The following is an 18630-nucleotide window of genomic DNA, read 5'->3' as shown; positions in this document are numbered from 1 at the left end:
ATTTATAAACTTTTTAAAGCCTTTTTGATAATTGTTTCTGCGGTAGCTTCAGGATCTTCTTTCACAATCTTTTCTACCACTTTTTCAGAAGCTTTTCGCACAAAACCTAGAACTTCTAGAGCAGATAACGCTTCATCTCGATTTCTATTGTTTTGAACAGCAAAAACTTCGTCAATATCATACAATTTAACAACTTTTTCCTTTAAATCAAGTATAACTCTTTGTGCCGTTTTGTTTCCAATCCCTTTTATAGACTGGATTACGCCCACATCGCCAGATGCTATGGCGTTTATAATTTGCTTTGGTTCTATTGACGAAAGCATTGTTCTTGCAATTCCTGCTCCAATTCCTGAAACAGAAAGCAGCATTCTAAAAATTTCTCTTTCCGATTTTTCGGCAAAACCATATAAAGTATGCGCATCTTCTTTAATTTGAAGATGCGTATACAATTTTATATTTTCAGAATTTGGAATTAAAGAGAAGGTATGCAGCGATATATTTACCTGATAACCAACTCCGCCACAATCAATTACAACCTCTGTAGGATTCTTTTCTACTAATCTACCTTGCAAATGTGCTATCATAAATATAATTTATCAGTATCAAATATAACAAAAATGCCGTAAAACTACGACAAATTTGTTGAATCCCTCTTAGAAGATTTATTGTGCTATTTTATTCTTTTTACTTTCTTTTTCTTGTGCGTCAATAACAGCGATTGCAGCCATGTTTACCATTTCTTCTACGCTTGCACCTAATTGGAAAATGTGAACTGGTTTGCCCATACCCATCATAATTGGTCCAATAGAATTCACTTTATACAATTCTTTTAATAATTTATAAGTGATGTTTGCCGATTCTAAATTAGGGAAAATCAAGGTGTTTACTTTCTTTCCAGCCAATTTAGAGAAAGGGAATTTTTCTTGAAGCATTTCTGGATTTAAAGCAAAATCTGCTTGAATTTCTCCATCAACAATTAATTCTGGGTGATTTTTATGCAGATAAGCTACAGCTTCTCTAACTTTTGAAGCGCTTTCGCTAGTAGAAGAACCAAAGTTTGAGAACGAAACCATTGCAATAACAGGCTCAATTCCGAACATTTTAGCTGTTTTAGAAGTCATAATCGCAATATTAATCAAATCTTGAGCAGATGGATTAATGTTTATTGCAGTATCTGATAAAAACATTGGTCCGCGAGATGTAAGCATCATATTTGCAGTTGCAATAAGCGAAGCATTTTGTGCTTTTGGAATTAACTGCATCATTGGTTTTACAACAGAAGGATAACTTCTAGAATGTCCTGTAACTACTGCATCAGCCTCACCTTCATTAACCATCATTGCTGCAAAATAGTTTCTTTCGCGCATGAATTTTTCTGCATCTAGTTTAGAAACTCCTCTTCTTCCTCTTGCTTCCCAAAATGATTTAGCAAATCTGTTACGTCTTTCAGTTTCTTCATCTGTTTTAGGATCAATGATTTCAAGATCAGCATCAAAACCAAGTTCTGCTTTTAATTCTAAAATCACTTCTTTGTTTCCTAATAAAACTGGGAATCCAATTCCGTCTTCATAAACAATTTGAGCTGCTTTTAAAACGTTTAATTGATCTGCTTCAGCAAAAACAATTTTCTTTGGATCTAATTTTGCACGGTTTGTAATCAAACGCACCATTTTGTTATCATTACCCATACGCTCACGAAGGTGATCTTCATAAGCTGCCCAGTCTGTAATAGGATTTTTTGCTACTCCAGATTCCATTGCTGCTTTTGCAACTGCAGGAGCTACAACAGTGATCAATCTAGGATCGAAAGGTTTAGGAATGATATATTCTTGTCCAAATCCAAGTTTCATTGCACCGTAAGCTACGTTTACCTGCTCTGGAACTGGTTCTTTTGCCAAAATAGCTAAAGCTTTTACAGCCGCCATTTTCATTTCTTCGTTGATTTTTGTCGCTCTAACGTCTAATGCTCCTCTAAAAATATAAGGGAAACCTAATACGTTATTTACCTGATTAGGAAAATCTGAACGCCCAGTAGCCATAATAACATCTTTACGAGTTTGTACAGCCAAATTATAATCGATTTCCGGGTTCGGATTTGCCATTGCAAAAACGATCGGATTTTTTGCCATTGTTAATAACATTTCTGGCGAAAGAATATCTCCAGAAGATAATCCAATGAAAACGTCAGCACCTTTTACTGCTTCTTCTAAAGGAATTTTAGCTCCGTCAATAGCATATTTTAATTGTAAATCTGAAAGTGCAGGATTATCTTTAGTTAAAAGTCCTTTACTGTTGTACATTAAAACGTTTTCAACTTTTACTCCAAGTAAAACGTATAAATCTGTACAAGCAATTGCTGCCGATCCTGCTCCAGATACTACTACTTTTACATCTTCTGCTTTTTTTCCTGCCAATTCAAGTGCATTGATTAAAGCTGCAGAAGAGATAATTGCTGTTCCGTGCTGGTCGTCGTGCATTACAGGAATATCCAATTCTTCGATCAATCTTCTTTCGATTTCAAAAGATTCTGGAGCTTTGATATCTTCAAGATTAATACCTCCAAAAGTTGGAGCAATATTTTTTACAGTCTGAATAAATTCTTCAACATTTTCGGTATCAATTTCGATATCAAAAACATCAATGTCTGAGAAAATTTTAAACAATAAACCTTTTCCTTCCATTACAGGTTTTCCTGCCTCTGGACCAATATTTCCAAGTCCTAAAACAGCTGTACCGTTTGAAATTACGGCTACTAAATTTCCTTTTGCTGTATATTTATAAACGTCTTCTTTGTTTGCTGCGATTTCTAAACATGGTTCTGCAACTCCCGGCGAATAGGCCAATGATAAATCTCTCTGGGTTGCATATTTTTTTGTTGGAACTACCTGAATTTTTCCTGGAGTTGGTTCTGCGTGGTACAGTAACGCTTCTCTTCTTTTACTCTCTTTGTTCATTGTTTTTAGCTTTTATTCTAGCTTACAAAGATATAAGTCTTGTTTTAAAATGGCGTCTTTTTAGCGTTTTCTTTTCCTAAAATTTATTCGAATAAATAGAAAAAGTCCAATAGAAATTGGACTCGTTTGAATTTTTATCGTTTTTAGGTGTGCTTTATTGAGAAATATAAGAATTCAAATGGTTGATTGTATCTTTCTGAATTTCTATAATTGCCTTCACTACATCGCTGATTGAAATTACTCCAACCACTGTTCCATCTTCTAAAACAGGCAGGTGTCTTATTCTTTTTTCGCTCATAAGTTCCATACAATCTTCAAGATTATCTGAAAGTTTTACTGTAAAAACATGACTTTCCATAATCTCATGAACAAAAGTTTCTTTAGAAGATTTATCTTTCAGTACAATTTTCCTAGCATAATCTCTTTCAGACAATATTCCTTTTAGAATATTATCGTCCATAACTAAAATTGCTCCAATGTTTTTTTCTCCCATCACTTTTAACGCATCATAAACCGTTAAATTGGAGAAAATCGAATAAACATTTCTTCCTTTTGCTTTAAGTATTTGATCTACAGTCATAATGAAAAATTTTTGATTTTATAAAGTTATAATAAAAACCAACACAATTTGCAGCGAAATCGATTTTTTAAAATCATAACTAATTCATTTTAAATATAATACACAAAAATTAAGATTTTCAAATTTATAGTGTAAAGAATGAATTTGTTTAGAATTGTTTTTTGAAGAAATTTAGATTTTTTAACGTTTCCCGACCAGAAACTCCTAGCGGGGTTTTTTCATTTTTTTGACCATTAACGATGCTCCAGCGAAACATAATGTTTATAGCCGATTACGGTAAAAAAAATATGTCACCCCGCTGGGGCTCTTAGATGGATTTAATAATATTCTATAAATATTTCGTCCCGCTGGGACTACCAACCAACAACTCCTAAAGGAGTTTTCTTTTTTATGATAATTAAAGTAATGCTCCAGTGGAGCATAATATTTATAGCTGAAAAATTATACCAAAAGAAAAGAGCTCCAGAGGAGCGAAATATAAACCCACATTACCCCGTAGAGATTGTAAAATTTCAGAAAGATATTAACCGACATATATGTCGTTTTATCTTTTTTTTCATTTTAATAGATTTGCCTTCAATTCTATTTGTAAGATTTATTTTAAACAACATACGATCGTATGTTAGAAATAATAAAAAGAAAAAGCATCTTGCATGAAATAATTTAGAATAATAAAACATATATTTTTTCAAATAAACACCTCATTATATGGAATCAAACGAAATCAAAAATTTAGATCTTAGAAAATTAGCCTCTTTATATTTTCATACTTTAAAACCTGCAAATAACGAAACCAATGTTGCTGAGATTAAGTTTCAAAATTATTTAGAACTTGGTTGTGTCATTACTGATATGCTGAAATTATGTATTTTGGCTTTGGAACAAGATGCCCATAAAATTTCTGAAACTGACAAAAGTCAATCTATCAATATAGGTTTAATTCTGGAAACTGTTCTTCAATTAATACCTCAAGATGAATTTGATTTTTTAAGTGAAATTGACTATTTACTTAATAGAAATTCTAATATAATTACAGAATAAACAAAAACCCCTTTTCTACAATTTTAGAAAAGGGGTTTTTGTAATTTATAAAGAAATGATTTTTACATCGCAACAATAATAAACTCGCTTCGTCTATTTTGCATGTGCTGTTTTTCTGTACATTTTACTCCGTCAGCACATTTGTTTACTAGTTGCGTTTCTCCATAACCTTTTGCGCTTAATCGATCTTCGTTGATTCCTTTTTGAACTAACCAGTTTTTGGTTGATTGTGCTCTTTTTTCTGAAAGAATCTGATTGCTTTCTGAAGAAGAACGGCTATCGGTATGTGAACGAATATCTAATTTCATTGTTGGATATTCATTTAAAAGATTAACCACTTTCATTAATTGCGGTTCTGATGTTTTCTTGATTGTTGCTTTACCTAAATCAAAGAAATTCATAGGCAGATTTAACAGTTTTGCAATATCTACTCCTACTTTTATAGAACCCACTTTTACTGGACTGATTGTCGTTTTTTTAATGGCTACAGTTTTTGCAACAAGAGGTTTAAAAACTTTGTTTAATGCAATCATTTGAGTCGTTTCTCCTTTTTCTCTTAGAATTGTTACTGCAACTTCTTTGGCATTGTAATCGTTTTTAGCAGTTCTAATCGTGTATTTTTTTCCACATCTTAAATCAGGAAAAATGTAGTTTCCTTTCTCGTCTGTAGTAATTGTTCCAACTGGATCAAATTTCTCGTTAAACAAAGTCAAAGAAGTATTGGCTAATATCTCATTTGTTTCTGCATCTGTAACTGTTCCCGATAAATTTTGCTCGCAGATTAATCTTCTTGTTTCTGTAAATCTGTAAATATCATCCAAACCAAGTCCGCTTTCTCTGTTTGAAGAAAAGTAACCACTTCTGGTTTTGCTGTCAATACTAAAAGCAAAATCATCTTGCTTACTATTTACTGGTTCGCCAACATTTAAAACTTCATCAAAAGTTCCATTGGTTTTTATTTTAGAAGCAAAAATATCTAATCCGCCAAGACCTGGACGGCCATCAGTTGCAAAATACAATTCGTTATCTCCAGAAATGAACGGAAACGTTTCTCTTGCTTCTGTATTAATTGCTGATCCTAAATTTTCTGGTGTCCCAAAAGTTCCATCTTCATTAATTGCAACTTTAAAAATATCTGACTGACCTAACGTTCCTGGCATATCTGATGCAAAGTACAATGTTTTTTCGTCTACACTTAAAGCTGGATGCGCCGTACTATATTGGTCGCTGTTGAACGGAAGTTCTTTTACATTTTGCCATGTGTTATCGATAAGCTCAGCTTTGTATAGTTTTAAAAGTGTTACGTTTTTGTCGTTACTTCTTCTTTTACCATCAGTAAAATTATTTCGGGTAAAATACATGGTTCTTCCGTCTTTTGTAAAAATCGGACTTGACTCATTAAAATTGTCTTTTTTTCTTTTTACTAAAAGTTCTGGCTTTCCAACACTTCCATCTGGCATTAAATCGGCTGCGTAAAGTCTAGAAAACGATCTGTTTGTCCATTGAAAATTGGCCTTAACAACTCCGCCCGTATCGCGTGCAGAAGTAAAAACAATTTTGTTGTTGTAAACAACGCTTCCGTAATCTGAATATCTTGAGTTAACTCCAGCATCACCTATTTGAAATCGGCCTGAGTTTTCTTTTATTTCTTCTAAATAATTTTTCTCACTTCTGATTAAATCTGCTCTTTTTTCTGCCGTTGCCTTTTGATTGAATTTCTGTAAAATCTCATCAGACTTGCGATAATCTCCCGCTGATTTTAAAGATTGCGCATATCGATATAAATACTCAGCTTCTTGATTTTCGTTTATTACAAATAATTGCTCGTACCATTTTAATGCGCTTTTTAATTCTCCATTAAAATAATATGAATTTGCTAAACGCTGAATTATTCCTTGGTCGGTAGTCTGATCATTTACCAAAGTCTCGTAAACTTTTATTGCATCTGCGTAAGCGTACTCTTCGTATTTTTTATCTGCATATTTTACGTTCATGCTTGTGAATGGGTTTTGCGCATTCACATTTGAAATAAAACTAGACAGTAAAAAGATCAAAATTAATTTTATAGCTTTCATAGGTTGTATTAAAAGAATCTTGGGGATATCATTTTATTATAATTATTAAAGAATTCGAATCTTAAGAAAATCTCATGAGATCCAGAATTGTATTTTCTTAATTGTGTAGTTTCATGATCATAACCATAACCGATGTACATTCCTTTTGTCACTTGAAATCCTGCCATTGCACTAACAGATGCACTCCAACGATAAGCAAGCCCTAAAACAAATTTGTCATTAAACATAAAATTTCCTGAGACATCAACTTGTAATGGTGCTCCTTCGACCATTTTAGCCATTAATGCTGGTTTGAATTTTATGTATTCTAAACGATCTAGATTAAATACATAACCTGCTATTAAATAATAATTGATTTTATCTTTGAAAATAGCCACATCGTCTGCATCATAACGATTTGTTTCTATAAAATTAGGAACAGATAATCCGATGTAAGCTCTGTCTGAATGATAATAAATTCCTGCTCCAACGTTTGGCGAAAACTTATTTTTAAGATTCTGAAACTGTGGATCGTCCTGATCTTCATAACTCAACTTATTAATGTCGATATTAAAAAGATTGGCAGTACCTTTTATACCAAAAGATAAATTCCATGATTCTGAAGTCGGAATAGTATAAGACAAATCTGCCGATAATGTATTTTCTACAGTTGGCCCGATTTTATCATTCACCAAAGAAACTCCAAGTCCTAAATCACTATTTCTTAAAGGCGTATTAACCGAGAACGTGCTTGTTTCGGGTGCTCCATCTAATCCAACCCATTGTGTACGATATAAACCAAAAACGCTTAATGCTCCTCTTGAACCTGCATACGCTGGATTGACTTCGATTGTGTTGTACATATATTGCGTGTACTGTGCATCTTGCTGCGCATTAGACACAATCGAAAAAAACATAAAAACTAAAATTAATTTTTTCATTTATTAAGCTTTAGAACGGCTTAGGGTTAACTAAGCCGTATTCCATTTTATTTATTAAGGTATAAGTAACCAGATTCTTGGTGAGACTTCTGAGCACTGTCTTTGTATTTTAAGACATAGAAATACGTTCCAACCGGAAGACCATCTGTTTGTTTGATTGTAGAACGTCCGTTAGAATATCCTTCAAAAACTCGATCGTTATTGTTGTACTGATCTATACTGAAAACCAGAACTCCCCAACGGTTATAAATTTCAACTGTATTGTCTGGATAACATTCAATTCCTCTAATGTAGAATCTTGCATTCTTGCTGTCTCCATTTGGAGAGAAAGCATTCATTACTTTAATCGAACATCCGTTTAAGTCTAAAACTGTTGGACTATCTCCGCTATTGCTTGAATCATCTGACTGATCTTCGACAACAACTCCTCTTGCACTGCTTCCTTTTACAGTTGCCTGATTGCTCACACTGCCTCGATTAATATCTTCTTGAGTGATTTTGTAAACTGCTGTAAAATTCGTTTCGTTAGATTCGTTAACTCCTAAATTAATTGCTTGTCCTGAAACTACTACTCCTGGCAATGGATCGTTTATTGTGATTCCAACAAGAGGTACATTTCCAGTATTGGTTACAGTAAACTTGTACGTAATTGTTTCTCCTGCATTTGCAAAACCGCTCTTATTTTCGTCATTGAAAACTGCTGTTTTGATAACCGAAATAGCTGGAACTTCAACAAAAACATTTAACACTGCTGTAGAACAATTTGTATCATTAGCTTTTTCGCAAACCTGATAAGTCAACGGATAATTTCCTCCTGGTGTGTTTGGCTTAACACTTACCGTTCCGTCAGCATTCCACTCAAAATATGGACTATCTGTTACAGGCTTAATTATAACATCCGTAGGATTTATTGGCTGTCCGTTTATCAAATCATTATCTAAAACATTTACAACTTCTAATGAGCCATTAATTCCGTCAGCACTAACATCATTATCATTGTTTAAAGTAATTTTATTTTCTGTTGGCGGAGCTGGGTCTACAACATTGTCAACTGTAATCTTAATTACTGCCTGACTGCAATTTGATGCATTTGCAGCTTCACAAATCTGATACATCAATTCGTAAACTCCATCTGGCGTATTTGTCGCAATGTTTACTGAACCGTCTGCATTCAACGTAATATTTGGATGTACAACCGGAACTGATAAAATAACATCTGAAGCCTTCAATTTTGCTCCGTTTAATAAATCATTTTCAAAAATATTAATGTTAGCATTTGCTCCTTTCTTTACATTTACTGGTCCTGCCTCATCATTATTTGCTTTTATGCTAAATGTTGGACGTGCATTACAATCTGGCGTAGCTGGCGGATAAGCAACCGAAACTGTAACGGTTGGATTTAATGAAAATTCGATTTTTACTCCATTTCTAGTAGCTTCAAATCCGTCTGCTCCCTCTGCCCATATTCCGTTATTTAAAATCCATCCTGGCCAATCTGTTCCATTTTGGTTACTGTCAATCTCTGCTCCTGGCCATAAAATATTTCCACTTAATGGCAGATTGGTCTGAGTTGCCACAACATTATTGTTGCTATCAATCCATCTAACAGTTAATAAATTATGTGCTGTGAAATTTTCTGGTGCAACTGCATAATTAACATAAGGAACATTGTTTGAACAATAACTATTTGCTGTTACATTCATTTTTGGTTCAGTTACGCTAACTTTTACAACATTTGAGTCACAGTTATTTGGATTTAACTTTTCGCAGATTGTGTATGTCAATTCATATTCTCCCGCAGGTGCATTAGGTGCTAGTACAACATTTCCGTCTGTATCTACAGTTAAATATCCTTTTGGATCTGCTTGAGTTACTTTCAAATCAACATCTGATGGCACTAATTTATTTCCATCTTTAGTATCATTCTCAAAAACATTGATTACTGTTTGTGGAATATTTACTCCAACTGCAGATGGCACAAGATCTTCGTTTGCCACAAGATTTCCTGCTGTTACCGGTACGATTATAGTTACCGAGTCGCAGTTTGTTGGATTCGTATTCTCACAGATTTTATATTCTACATTATAATCTGCTGCTGGCGTATTTGGTAAAACTGTAATCGTATAGTCTGAATTTAATGTAAGCCCCGTTGGAAGCGTTCCGATAATTTCGAACTTAACTTCTCCAGCTCCTGTTCCAACTACGATTGGGCTTCCGTTTAATTTATCATTTGCCGTCAGTGCAATTGTTGTTCCGCCGATATTTCCATTTATTGAAGCTATCACATCTTCAACTGCATCTATTACTGGAGTTCCTACTGTTACTTTCACAGTATTTGAACTGCAGTTGTCCGGGTTTAATTTCTCGCAGATTTCATAAGTCAGCTCGTAATCTCCCGCTGGAGGATTTGCGCCTAAAACAATGTTTCCATCCGTATCCACAGTCAGATATCCTTTTGGATCTGCCGCTGTAGTTTTAAGGGTAACATCTGAAGGATCTAACGGCTGCGAGTTTTTAGTGTCATTATCAAAAACGTTTTTGCCTAATGTCTGAGGAGCATTCGATCCTAAAACTGACGGAATTACATCTTCGTTTGCCACAAGATTTCCTGCTGTAACAGGTACGGTTATAGTTACCGAATCGCAGTTTGTAGGATTCGTGTTTTCACAGATTTTATATTCTACCTTATAATTTCCTTTTGGAGTATTTGGCGCAACTGTAATCGTATAGTCTGAATTTAATGTAAGTCCCGCTGGGAGCGTTCCGATAATTTCAAACTTAACTTCTCCTGCTGCTGTTCCAACCACGATTGGGCTTACGTTTAATTTATCATTTGCTGTAAGTGCAATTGTTGTCCCTCCGATATTTCCGTTTATTGAAGCTATCACATCTTCAACTGCATCGATTACTGGAGTTCCTACTGTTACCTTCACAGTATTTGAACTGCAGTTGTCCGGATTTAATTTCTCGCAGATTTCATAAGTCAGCTCGTAATCTCCCGCTGGAGGATTTGCGCCTAAAACAATATTCCCATCTGCATCCACAGTCAGATATCCTTTTGGATCTGTCGCTGTAGTTTTAAGCGTAACATCTGAAGGATTTAACGGTTGCGTGTTTTTTGTGTCATTGTCAAAAACGTTTTTGCCTAATGTTTGAGGAGCATTCGATCCTAAAACTGAAGGGATAAGATCTTCGTTTGCCACAAGGTTTCCTGCTGTAACAGGTACGGTAATAATTACCGAATCGCAGTTTGTAGTATTCGTGTTTTCACAGATTTTATATTCTACCTTATAATTTCCTTTTGGAGTATTTGGCGCAACTGTAATCGTATGATCTGAATTTAACGTAAGTCCTGCTGGAAGCGTTCCCACGATTTCAAACTTAACTTCTCCCGCTGCTGTTCCAACCACGATTGGGCTTCCGTTTAATTTATCATTTGCTGTCAGTGCAATTGTTGTTACGCCGATATTTCCGTTTATTGAAGCTATCAAATCTTCAACTGCATCAATTACTGGAGTTCCAACTGTCACTTTCACGGTATTTGAACTGCAGTTGTCTGGATTTAATTTCTCGCAGATTTCATAAGTCAGCTCGTAATCTCCCGCTGGAGGATTTGCGCCTAAAACAATATTACCATCAGTATCCACAGTCAGATATCCTTTTGGATCTGCCGCTGTAGTTTTTAGCGTAACATCTGAAGGATTTAACGGCTGCGTGTTTTTTGTGTCATTGTCAAAAACGTTTTTGCCCAATGTCTGAGGAGCATTCGATCCTAAAACCGAAGGGATAACATCTTCGTTTGCCACAAGGTTTCCTGCTGTAACCGGTACAGTAATAGTAACTGAGTCGCAGTTTGCAGGAACTGCACCTACTTCACATATTATATATTCTACATTATAGTTTCCTTTAGGAGTATTTGGAGCTACCGTAATAGTTCCATTTGCATTTAATGTTAATCCAGATGGTAAAGTGCCAACAATATTTAGGGTCACTTCCCCTGAATTACTTCCAATTACTACCTTATCACCGTTTAGTGTATCGTTTTCTATTAGAGATACTGTTGTTCCGCCAATGTTTCCATTAATTGGAGTAATAGTATCTATTACTGCGTCTATTGTATTTGCAACTTTAACTTCTGCAACTGCTGTCTTGCAGTTTGATGGATTCGCATTTTTCTCACAGATTTCGTATGTAATGCTGTAAGTTCCGCTTGGCGTGTTTGCCGCTAGAGTTACGTCTCCGTTTGCGTCAACGCTTAATGGTCCAGATGAATCTGCTGTAACCACTGTATTTCCAGACGTAACAAATGCTCCGTCTAAAGTGTCGTTTGTTTTTACATTTCCGATAGTTGCCGATGCTGATCCTGAAGATTTTGTTCCGAAATCATCTTTAACCGCAATTAAATCATTTACAACTTTAACCTCTGCTGTTGCTGTTTTGCAGTTTACAGGATTTGCGCCTTTCTCACAGATTTCATACGTAATGCTATAAGTTCCGCTTGCAGTGTTTGCAGCTAGAATTACGTCTCCGTTTGCATCAACGCTCAGTGGCCCATTGCTGTCAATTGTAACCACTGTATTGCCAGACGTAACAAATGCTCCGTCTAAAGTATCGTTTGTTTTTACATTTCCGATAGTTGCCGATGCTGATCCTGAAGATTTTGTTCCGAAATCATCTTTAACCGCAATTAAATCATTTACAACTTTAACCTCTGCTGTTGCTGTTTTGCAGTTTACAGGATTTGCGCCTTTCTCACAGATTTCATACGTAATGCTATAAGTTCCGCTTGCAGTGTTTGCAGCTAGAGTTACGTCTCCGTTTGCATCAACGCTCAGTGGCCCATTGCTGTCAATTGTAACAACTATATTTCCAGATGTAACAAATGCTCCGTCAAGAGTATCGTTTGATTTCACATTTCCGATAGCTGCTGACGTTGATCCTGAAGTTTTTGTTCCGAAATCATCTTTAACCGCAATTAAATCATTTACAACTTTAACCTCTGCAACTGCTGTCTTGCAGTTTAATGGATTCGCATTTTTCTCACAGATTTCGTATGTAATGCTGTAAGTTCCGCTTGGCGTGTTTGCCGCTAGAGTTACGTCTCCGTTTGCGTCAACGCTTAATGGTCCATTGCTGTCAATTGTAACCACTGTATTTCCAGACGTAACAAATGCTCCGTCTAAAGTATCGTTTGATTTTACATTTCCGACAATTGCTGACGTTGATCCTGAAGATTTTGTTCCGAAATCATCTTTAACGGCGATTAAATCATTTACAATTTCAACTTTAACTGTAGCTGTATTGCAATTTCCACTATTAGCAATTTCACAAATCGAATAATCAAAAGTATAAATACCTGTTGGTGTATTCGGTTTTACTGAAACAGCACCATTTACAGTATTGAAAATTAACTCTGACGGTACAGTACCATTTACCGTAACATCAACATCTTCTATATTTACTTTATTACAATTTAAAATATCATTATCAAAAACATTAATAATAACGACTCCTCCAGTTACTCCATTTGACGAAGAAATACTATCATCATTTGCAACAATGGCACCAATTACTTTAACAATTTGTGTGCAGGTCTGCGTATTTCCTGCTGCATCTTTTGCCGTCCAAGTTACTGTCGTGTTTCCGATTGGGAAACTTGGCGGAGCATCATTCGTCACCGTTACAGCTCCCGTGCAGTTGTCCGATACCGTTGGAGTGCCTAAAGCAACTCCGGTAGCAGTACATGAATCCGCATCTGCCGAAACTGAAACTGCCGTTGGGCATGTGATTGAAGGTTTTTGGGTGTCATTAACCGTCACTATCTGAGTGCAGGTCTTCGTATTTCCTGCCGCATCTTTTGCCGTCCAAGTTACTGTCGTGTTTCCGATTGGGAAACTTGGCGGAGCATCATTCGTCACCGTTACAGTTCCCGTGCAGTTGTCCGATACCGTTGGAGTGCCTAAAGCAACTCCGGTAGCAGCGCATGAATCCGCATCTGCCGAAACTGAAACTGCCGTTGGGCATGTGATTGAAGGTTTTTGGGTGTCATTAACCGTCACTATCTGAGTGCAGGTCTTCGTATTTCCTGCCGCATCTTTTGCCGTCCAAGTTACTGTCGTGTTTCCGATTGGGAAACTTGATGGCGCATCATTCGTCACCGTTACAGCTCCCGTGCAGTTGTCCGATACCGTTGGAGTGCCTAAAGCAACTCCGGTAGCAGCGCATGAATCCGCATCTGCCGAAACTGAAACTGCCGATGGGCATGTGATTGACGGTTTTTGGGTGTCATTAACCGTCACTATCTGAGTGCAGGTCTTCGTATTTCCTGCCGCATCTTTTGCCGTCCAAGTTACTGTCGTGTTTCCGATTGGGAAACTTGATGGCGCATCATTCGTCACCGTTACAGCTCCCGTGCAGTTGTCCGATACCGTTGGAGTGCCTAAAGCAACTCCGGTAGCAGCGCATGAATTCGCGTCTGCAGAAACTGAAACTGCCGTTGGACATGTGATTGACGGTTTTTGGGTGTCATTAACCGTCACTATCTGAGTGCAGGTCTGCGTATTTCCTGCCGCATCTTTTGCCGTCCAAGTTACTGTCGTGTTTCCGATTGGGAAACTTGGCGGAGCATCATTCGTCACCGTTACAGTTCCCGTGCAGTTGTCCCATACCGTTGGAGTGCCTAAAGCAACTCCGGTAGCAGCGCATGAATCCGCATCTGCCGAAACTGAAACTGCCGTTGGGCATGTGATTGAAGGTTTTTGGGTGTCATTAACCGTCACTATCTGAGTGCAGGTCTTCGTATTTCCTGCCGCATCTTTTGCCGTCCAAGTTACTGTCGTGTTTCCGATTGGGAAACTTGGCGGAGCATCATTCGTCACCGTTACAGTTCCCGTGCAGTTGTCCGATACCGTTGGAGTGCCTAAAGCAACTCCGGTAGCAGCACATGAATCCGCATCTGCCGAAACTGAAACTGCCGTTGGGCATGTGATTGAAGGTTTTTGGGTGTCATTAACCGTCACTATCTGAGTGCAGGTCTTCGTATTTCCTGCCGCATCTTTTGCCGTCCAAGTTACTGTCGTGTTTCCGATTGGGAAACTTGGCGGAGCATCATTCGTCACCGTTACAGCTCCCGTGCAGTTGTCCGATACCGTTGGAGTGCCTAAAGCAACTCCGGTAGCAGCGCATGAATCCGCATCTGCCGAAACTGAAACTGCCGATGGGCATGTGATTGACGGTTTTTGGGTGTCATGAATAATTACTTTTTGAGTCGCAATTTCTACGTTTCCGTTTCCATCGCTAAAACTCCAATTAATCGTATATGTACCCTCACCATTATATGTCAACGGATCTGCGGTTGTTCCTGTAACTGTTCCTGCACAGTTGTCCGTCGTTGTAGGAACAGTTACTGTTGCAGAACATTCTCCTTTAATATCCGCTAAAACAGGTTTTATAGGTTTTTCTGTATCACTAACTTTTACTGTAGAAGTAGCAGAAGTTGATTCACATCCAGAAGAATTCCTAACTTTTACTTTATAATCTCCATTAGAATTTACAACTAACGTAGAAGAAGTTTGACCAGAAATTGCAACATCACCTTGATACCATACAAAAGTTGGTGAAATTGCATCAGTTGTTGCAGTTAATGTAGTCGTCAAACAGGCTGTTAATGTACCTCCAATTGAAATAGTTGGGTTAGGGTTAGTTGTTATGTTAACTATATTACTTTTTGAAGTACAGTTCGATGCATTGGTAGCAATCACATAATATCCATTTCCAGCAGATAGATCGGTCCATTCTAATGCAGATCCATTTCCAGCTTTTACTGATTGAATCGCTGTATTACTAGAATCATACAACTGATAATTAACCCCGCTTACCGAAGTTGAAGAAGAAATTGTTCCGTTCCCTCCTGGTGAAACACAAATTGTACTTCCATTCAAAACAAGAGCAACTGGATTAGGAGTAGTTGTTATGCTTACTGTGCTACTTGTCGCTGTACATGTTGAAGATGTTCCTGCCGATGAAACAACATAATATCCTGTCCCCGCATTAAGTCCTGACCAGCTTAAAGCCGAACCAGTTCCTGTCTTTGAAGACTGAATAGCAACATTACTTGAATTGTATAATTGATAGCTAACTCCGCTTACAGAAGATGAAGAAGAAATAGTCCCATTTCCTCCTGGTAAAGCACAAATTGTACTTCCAGTTATAGATAAAGCAGCTGGCAATGTATTATTTACTGTTATTAAAATAACATCTGAAAAAACAGCAGAACAAACCCCATTTTGAACCACAGCTCTAAAATAAGTATTTGTTGTTAAATTTCCTATATCAGAACTTGCCAATGTTGTTGAAGCAACATTGATATCATTACGACTTGAAAAACCTGAATCTGTAGATTTTTGCCATTTTAAAACCGAACCAACATTTCCGCTTAATATCAAATTAGCTGGCGAGGTTCCTGAACAAATTGTTTGTGCTGATGCAATTGCCCCCCCAACTGAAGCAGCATTTACATTTAAAGTAGTATCTATATTAACAATCGCTGTACAACTTGGTGTAGCACTGGTTGTTGTGACAGTTGTTACTCTTAATGTTTTACCATTATTTGCTGTCGTTAAAACAGCAGATTCAAAGAATCCATCTCCTGATGTGTCTGCAATGACACCTGTTACAGGATTTTGCGCAACACCATCTATCGTATATGCAATAGTAGAGGTCGTGTTAGGCAACAATCCTTTTAAGTTCATTCTTACCGTAGATCCCGTACAAGTTGTTGCAAATTGCGAAACTGATGTTAAACGAGGAATAGAGCTAATTGTAATTAAAACTGAAGCTGTATTAGCTGAGGTACATAATCCACTTTTTACAACTGCTCTATAATATGTATTTGTAGTAAGCGTCCCCATCTGAGCACTTGTTAAAACATCACCCGTTGCACCAGTAATATCAGAAAAGGCACTATTATTTATTGATGATTGCCATTGAATTGTTCCTGTATACCCAGATAAAGTTAAATCTGCAGGAGATGTACCAGAACAAATTGTTTGAGATGAAGAAATTGTTCCTGCCACTGAGCCATTACCAACCTTTACTGTAATTACATTCGAAGAAGTTGCACCAGCTCCACAGGAATTGTGGGACCAAACTTTAAAATAATAAGTCTCTCCTGAAATTAAATCTGTAACATTATATGAATTAGAAGCAGTTAAACTACGTCCATCATAATTAAGTAAATGTTCAGAAAAATCACTTTTTTTAGAAATTTCTAAGCCATAAGATGTAGCATTTGGAACAGTATTCCAATTTGCTGTAAAACTATTACATGTAATATTGGTTGTTGCTGTTGGTGTTGGCGCACTTGCCCCGCCAAAAACAATAGCCACTACATTACTTAGATCTTTACAAGTTGCTGAAGAAACCACTCTTCTGTAATAAGTTGTAGTGCTTGTACTAGGTGGATCATAATTTTGGTCTGTGGCCTTAGAAATAGGGTAAAAATCAATATTATTTGTACTACTTTCCCATTGATAAGTTAATGCAGAAGCACTGCCTGTACTAGTTGATCCTCCTGTAGCTGCAAGCCCCGTTATCAAATCAGGATTTTTTGGAGCTGTACAGAAAGTAGATTCTGTTGGTGCTGTAATTGTATTATTGGAAATAGCAGTATAAGTATTATACGTTATTGTAGATGTGCTAGATGTTTTATCATAATTGTCATTAAAAGTATAATTTATTTGCACTGGACCGACAATTGCATTATTTAGGGGAACAAAAGTTACTGCCCCTGTAGAAGAGTTATAAGTAAACGTTCCTTTGTCAGAAATAGTTTTTGTCGTTTGAATTCCTGCTTCAATTGGATCCAAATCAACTGTTGACTTATTAATTGAGCCTAAAGTATTTACAGCTCCATTATCATTTGCCGTTATATCGCCAGAAGTTGCGCTTAATCCAATACATCCAGTAAATGTATCTGGATTAGCTATTGGAGTCAGCAATGTTGATTTATCAACTGTAATATTCAAATTACGAATTTCGTGAAAATTGTTTGAACCTCCTGTTGAAGAAGAAATTGCAAACTTCAAGTTAGAAGGTGCTACAGTTTTATATTCATAATTATTAATTATTAACTCTCTTAAACTACCATGAGTCAAATAAACATCAATAAAAAAACCTCCTCCAGAGCGTGGTTTTAAAACAACTTCCATCTTTCTAAAACCAGATTTAGAATTATCTGTTGCTGTTCGGCTACCACCTGCAATCGTAAAATTACTTGCTAAAGAAGTAGTTTGTACAGAAATTAAATGTGGGTAACCACTTAATTCGCTTCCTGCCCCCCTTAAAGTAACATTACTCTCTAAAAATCCTACTCCACCATTTTTCCCCTCATTAGCAGCAGAAAAATTTCCAAACTCATCAATTCCAACACCTAAATAACCTTTAGAAAAACCTGTTTCAGAGTTTCTTTGGGCGTAACCTAAAGAACCTCCAAAAGCTCCTGCGGCTACAGGAGAAGCCGTTGCATCAAACAGAATAAAAGCTATACCATCAGCACCATTTCCACTATGAGTGTAGTATTCAAAGCTAATTGTCATTCCATAAGCAGATGGAAATGAATACATATCAGAATAAACGATTCCTTTTTGATTCCCTTCTTTGTTAGTTAATCTCAGATAGCCCGAACCATTTGCATCATTATAGCCATCTTTTGAACCAGCTCCTCCTGTTAAAAAAGCTTTTGGTGAACCTCCAAATAAGACTCCTGGGGCTGTTGAATTTTTAAATGATTGTGAATAAGGAAATTGAGCTCTAATTTCAGATGAGACAAAAAATAATACTAAAATAAAAAGCTGTTTAAATAAATTAAACTTTTTAAAAGTAAAGTTACGCATAGACGACTTGTGTTTGTGGAACAGAAATTTTGGATGCTAAAAAACGGATGATCATTTTTAGCATATTGTTGAGATACGTGAAAAAATATAAAATGGATTTAAAAAAACTTAAAACAGTTTTTTCAAGACTTACACATAAAAAAGACATTATGTAGACCATTGCCATAT

The 18630-nt window shown here is 36.5% G+C and carries 7 protein-coding genes; 1 reads left to right on the top strand and 6 read right to left on the bottom strand.

The features are described 5' to 3' along the window. Positions 1-2 precede the first annotated feature (2 nt). The 3 genes from ruvA to OZP10_RS12195 all read right to left on the bottom strand — a co-directional run bounded on the left by ruvA (position 3) and on the right by OZP10_RS12195 (position 3534). Positions 3-584: a Holliday junction branch migration protein RuvA gene (gene ruvA / locus OZP10_RS12205; protein WP_177210942.1), complete on the bottom strand. Its 582-nt coding sequence runs from the start codon at positions 582-584 to the stop codon at positions 3-5. Positions 585-662: 78 nt separating this feature from the next. Continuing rightward, positions 663-2954 (bottom strand): NADP-dependent malic enzyme, encoded by a 2292-nt coding sequence (locus OZP10_RS12200; protein ID WP_281631154.1) that lies wholly within the window; start codon positions 2952-2954, stop codon positions 663-665. A 154-nt stretch (positions 2955-3108) separates the two neighbouring features. Beyond that, entirely contained in the window at positions 3109-3534 is a 426-nt protein-coding gene (locus tag OZP10_RS12195; RefSeq protein WP_177210944.1) for a CBS domain-containing protein, read from the bottom strand. Positions 3535-4242: 708 nt separating this feature from the next. On the opposite strand from OZP10_RS12195, the gene OZP10_RS12190 reads away from it, so the two are divergent. After that, positions 4243-4575, top strand: coding sequence for a hypothetical protein (locus OZP10_RS12190; RefSeq protein ID WP_281631153.1), 333 nt, complete (start codon positions 4243-4245; stop codon positions 4573-4575). A 62-nt stretch (positions 4576-4637) separates the two neighbouring features. Here the strand turns inward: OZP10_RS12190 and OZP10_RS12185 are convergent, their stop codons facing one another. Genes OZP10_RS12185 through OZP10_RS12175 form a run of 3 tightly spaced genes read right to left on the bottom strand, consistent with a single transcriptional unit; the run spans position 4638 to position 18462 of the window. Continuing rightward, entirely contained in the window at positions 4638-6650 is a 2013-nt protein-coding gene (locus tag OZP10_RS12185; RefSeq protein ID WP_281631152.1) for an OmpA family protein, read from the bottom strand. Positions 6651-6658: 8 nt separating this feature from the next. Beyond that, on the bottom strand, positions 6659-7570 hold the full coding sequence (locus tag OZP10_RS12180) for a PorP/SprF family type IX secretion system membrane protein (RefSeq protein ID WP_281631151.1): 912 nt from the start codon (positions 7568-7570) through the stop codon (positions 6659-6661). Between the two features lie 47 nt (positions 7571-7617). Then, positions 7618-18462, bottom strand: a complete 10845-nt coding sequence (locus tag OZP10_RS12175; RefSeq protein WP_281631150.1) for an HYR domain-containing protein — start codon at positions 18460-18462, stop codon at positions 7618-7620. Positions 18463-18630: the final 168 nt, after the last annotated feature.

It is taken from the genome of Flavobacterium luteolum, from assembly GCF_027111275.1.
GTDB classification, from domain to species: Bacteria; Bacteroidota; Bacteroidia; order Flavobacteriales; family Flavobacteriaceae; genus Flavobacterium; species Flavobacterium luteolum.
The sequence above is the reverse complement of the archived record's forward strand: the minus strand, read 5'-3'. Positions and strand labels throughout refer to the sequence as shown.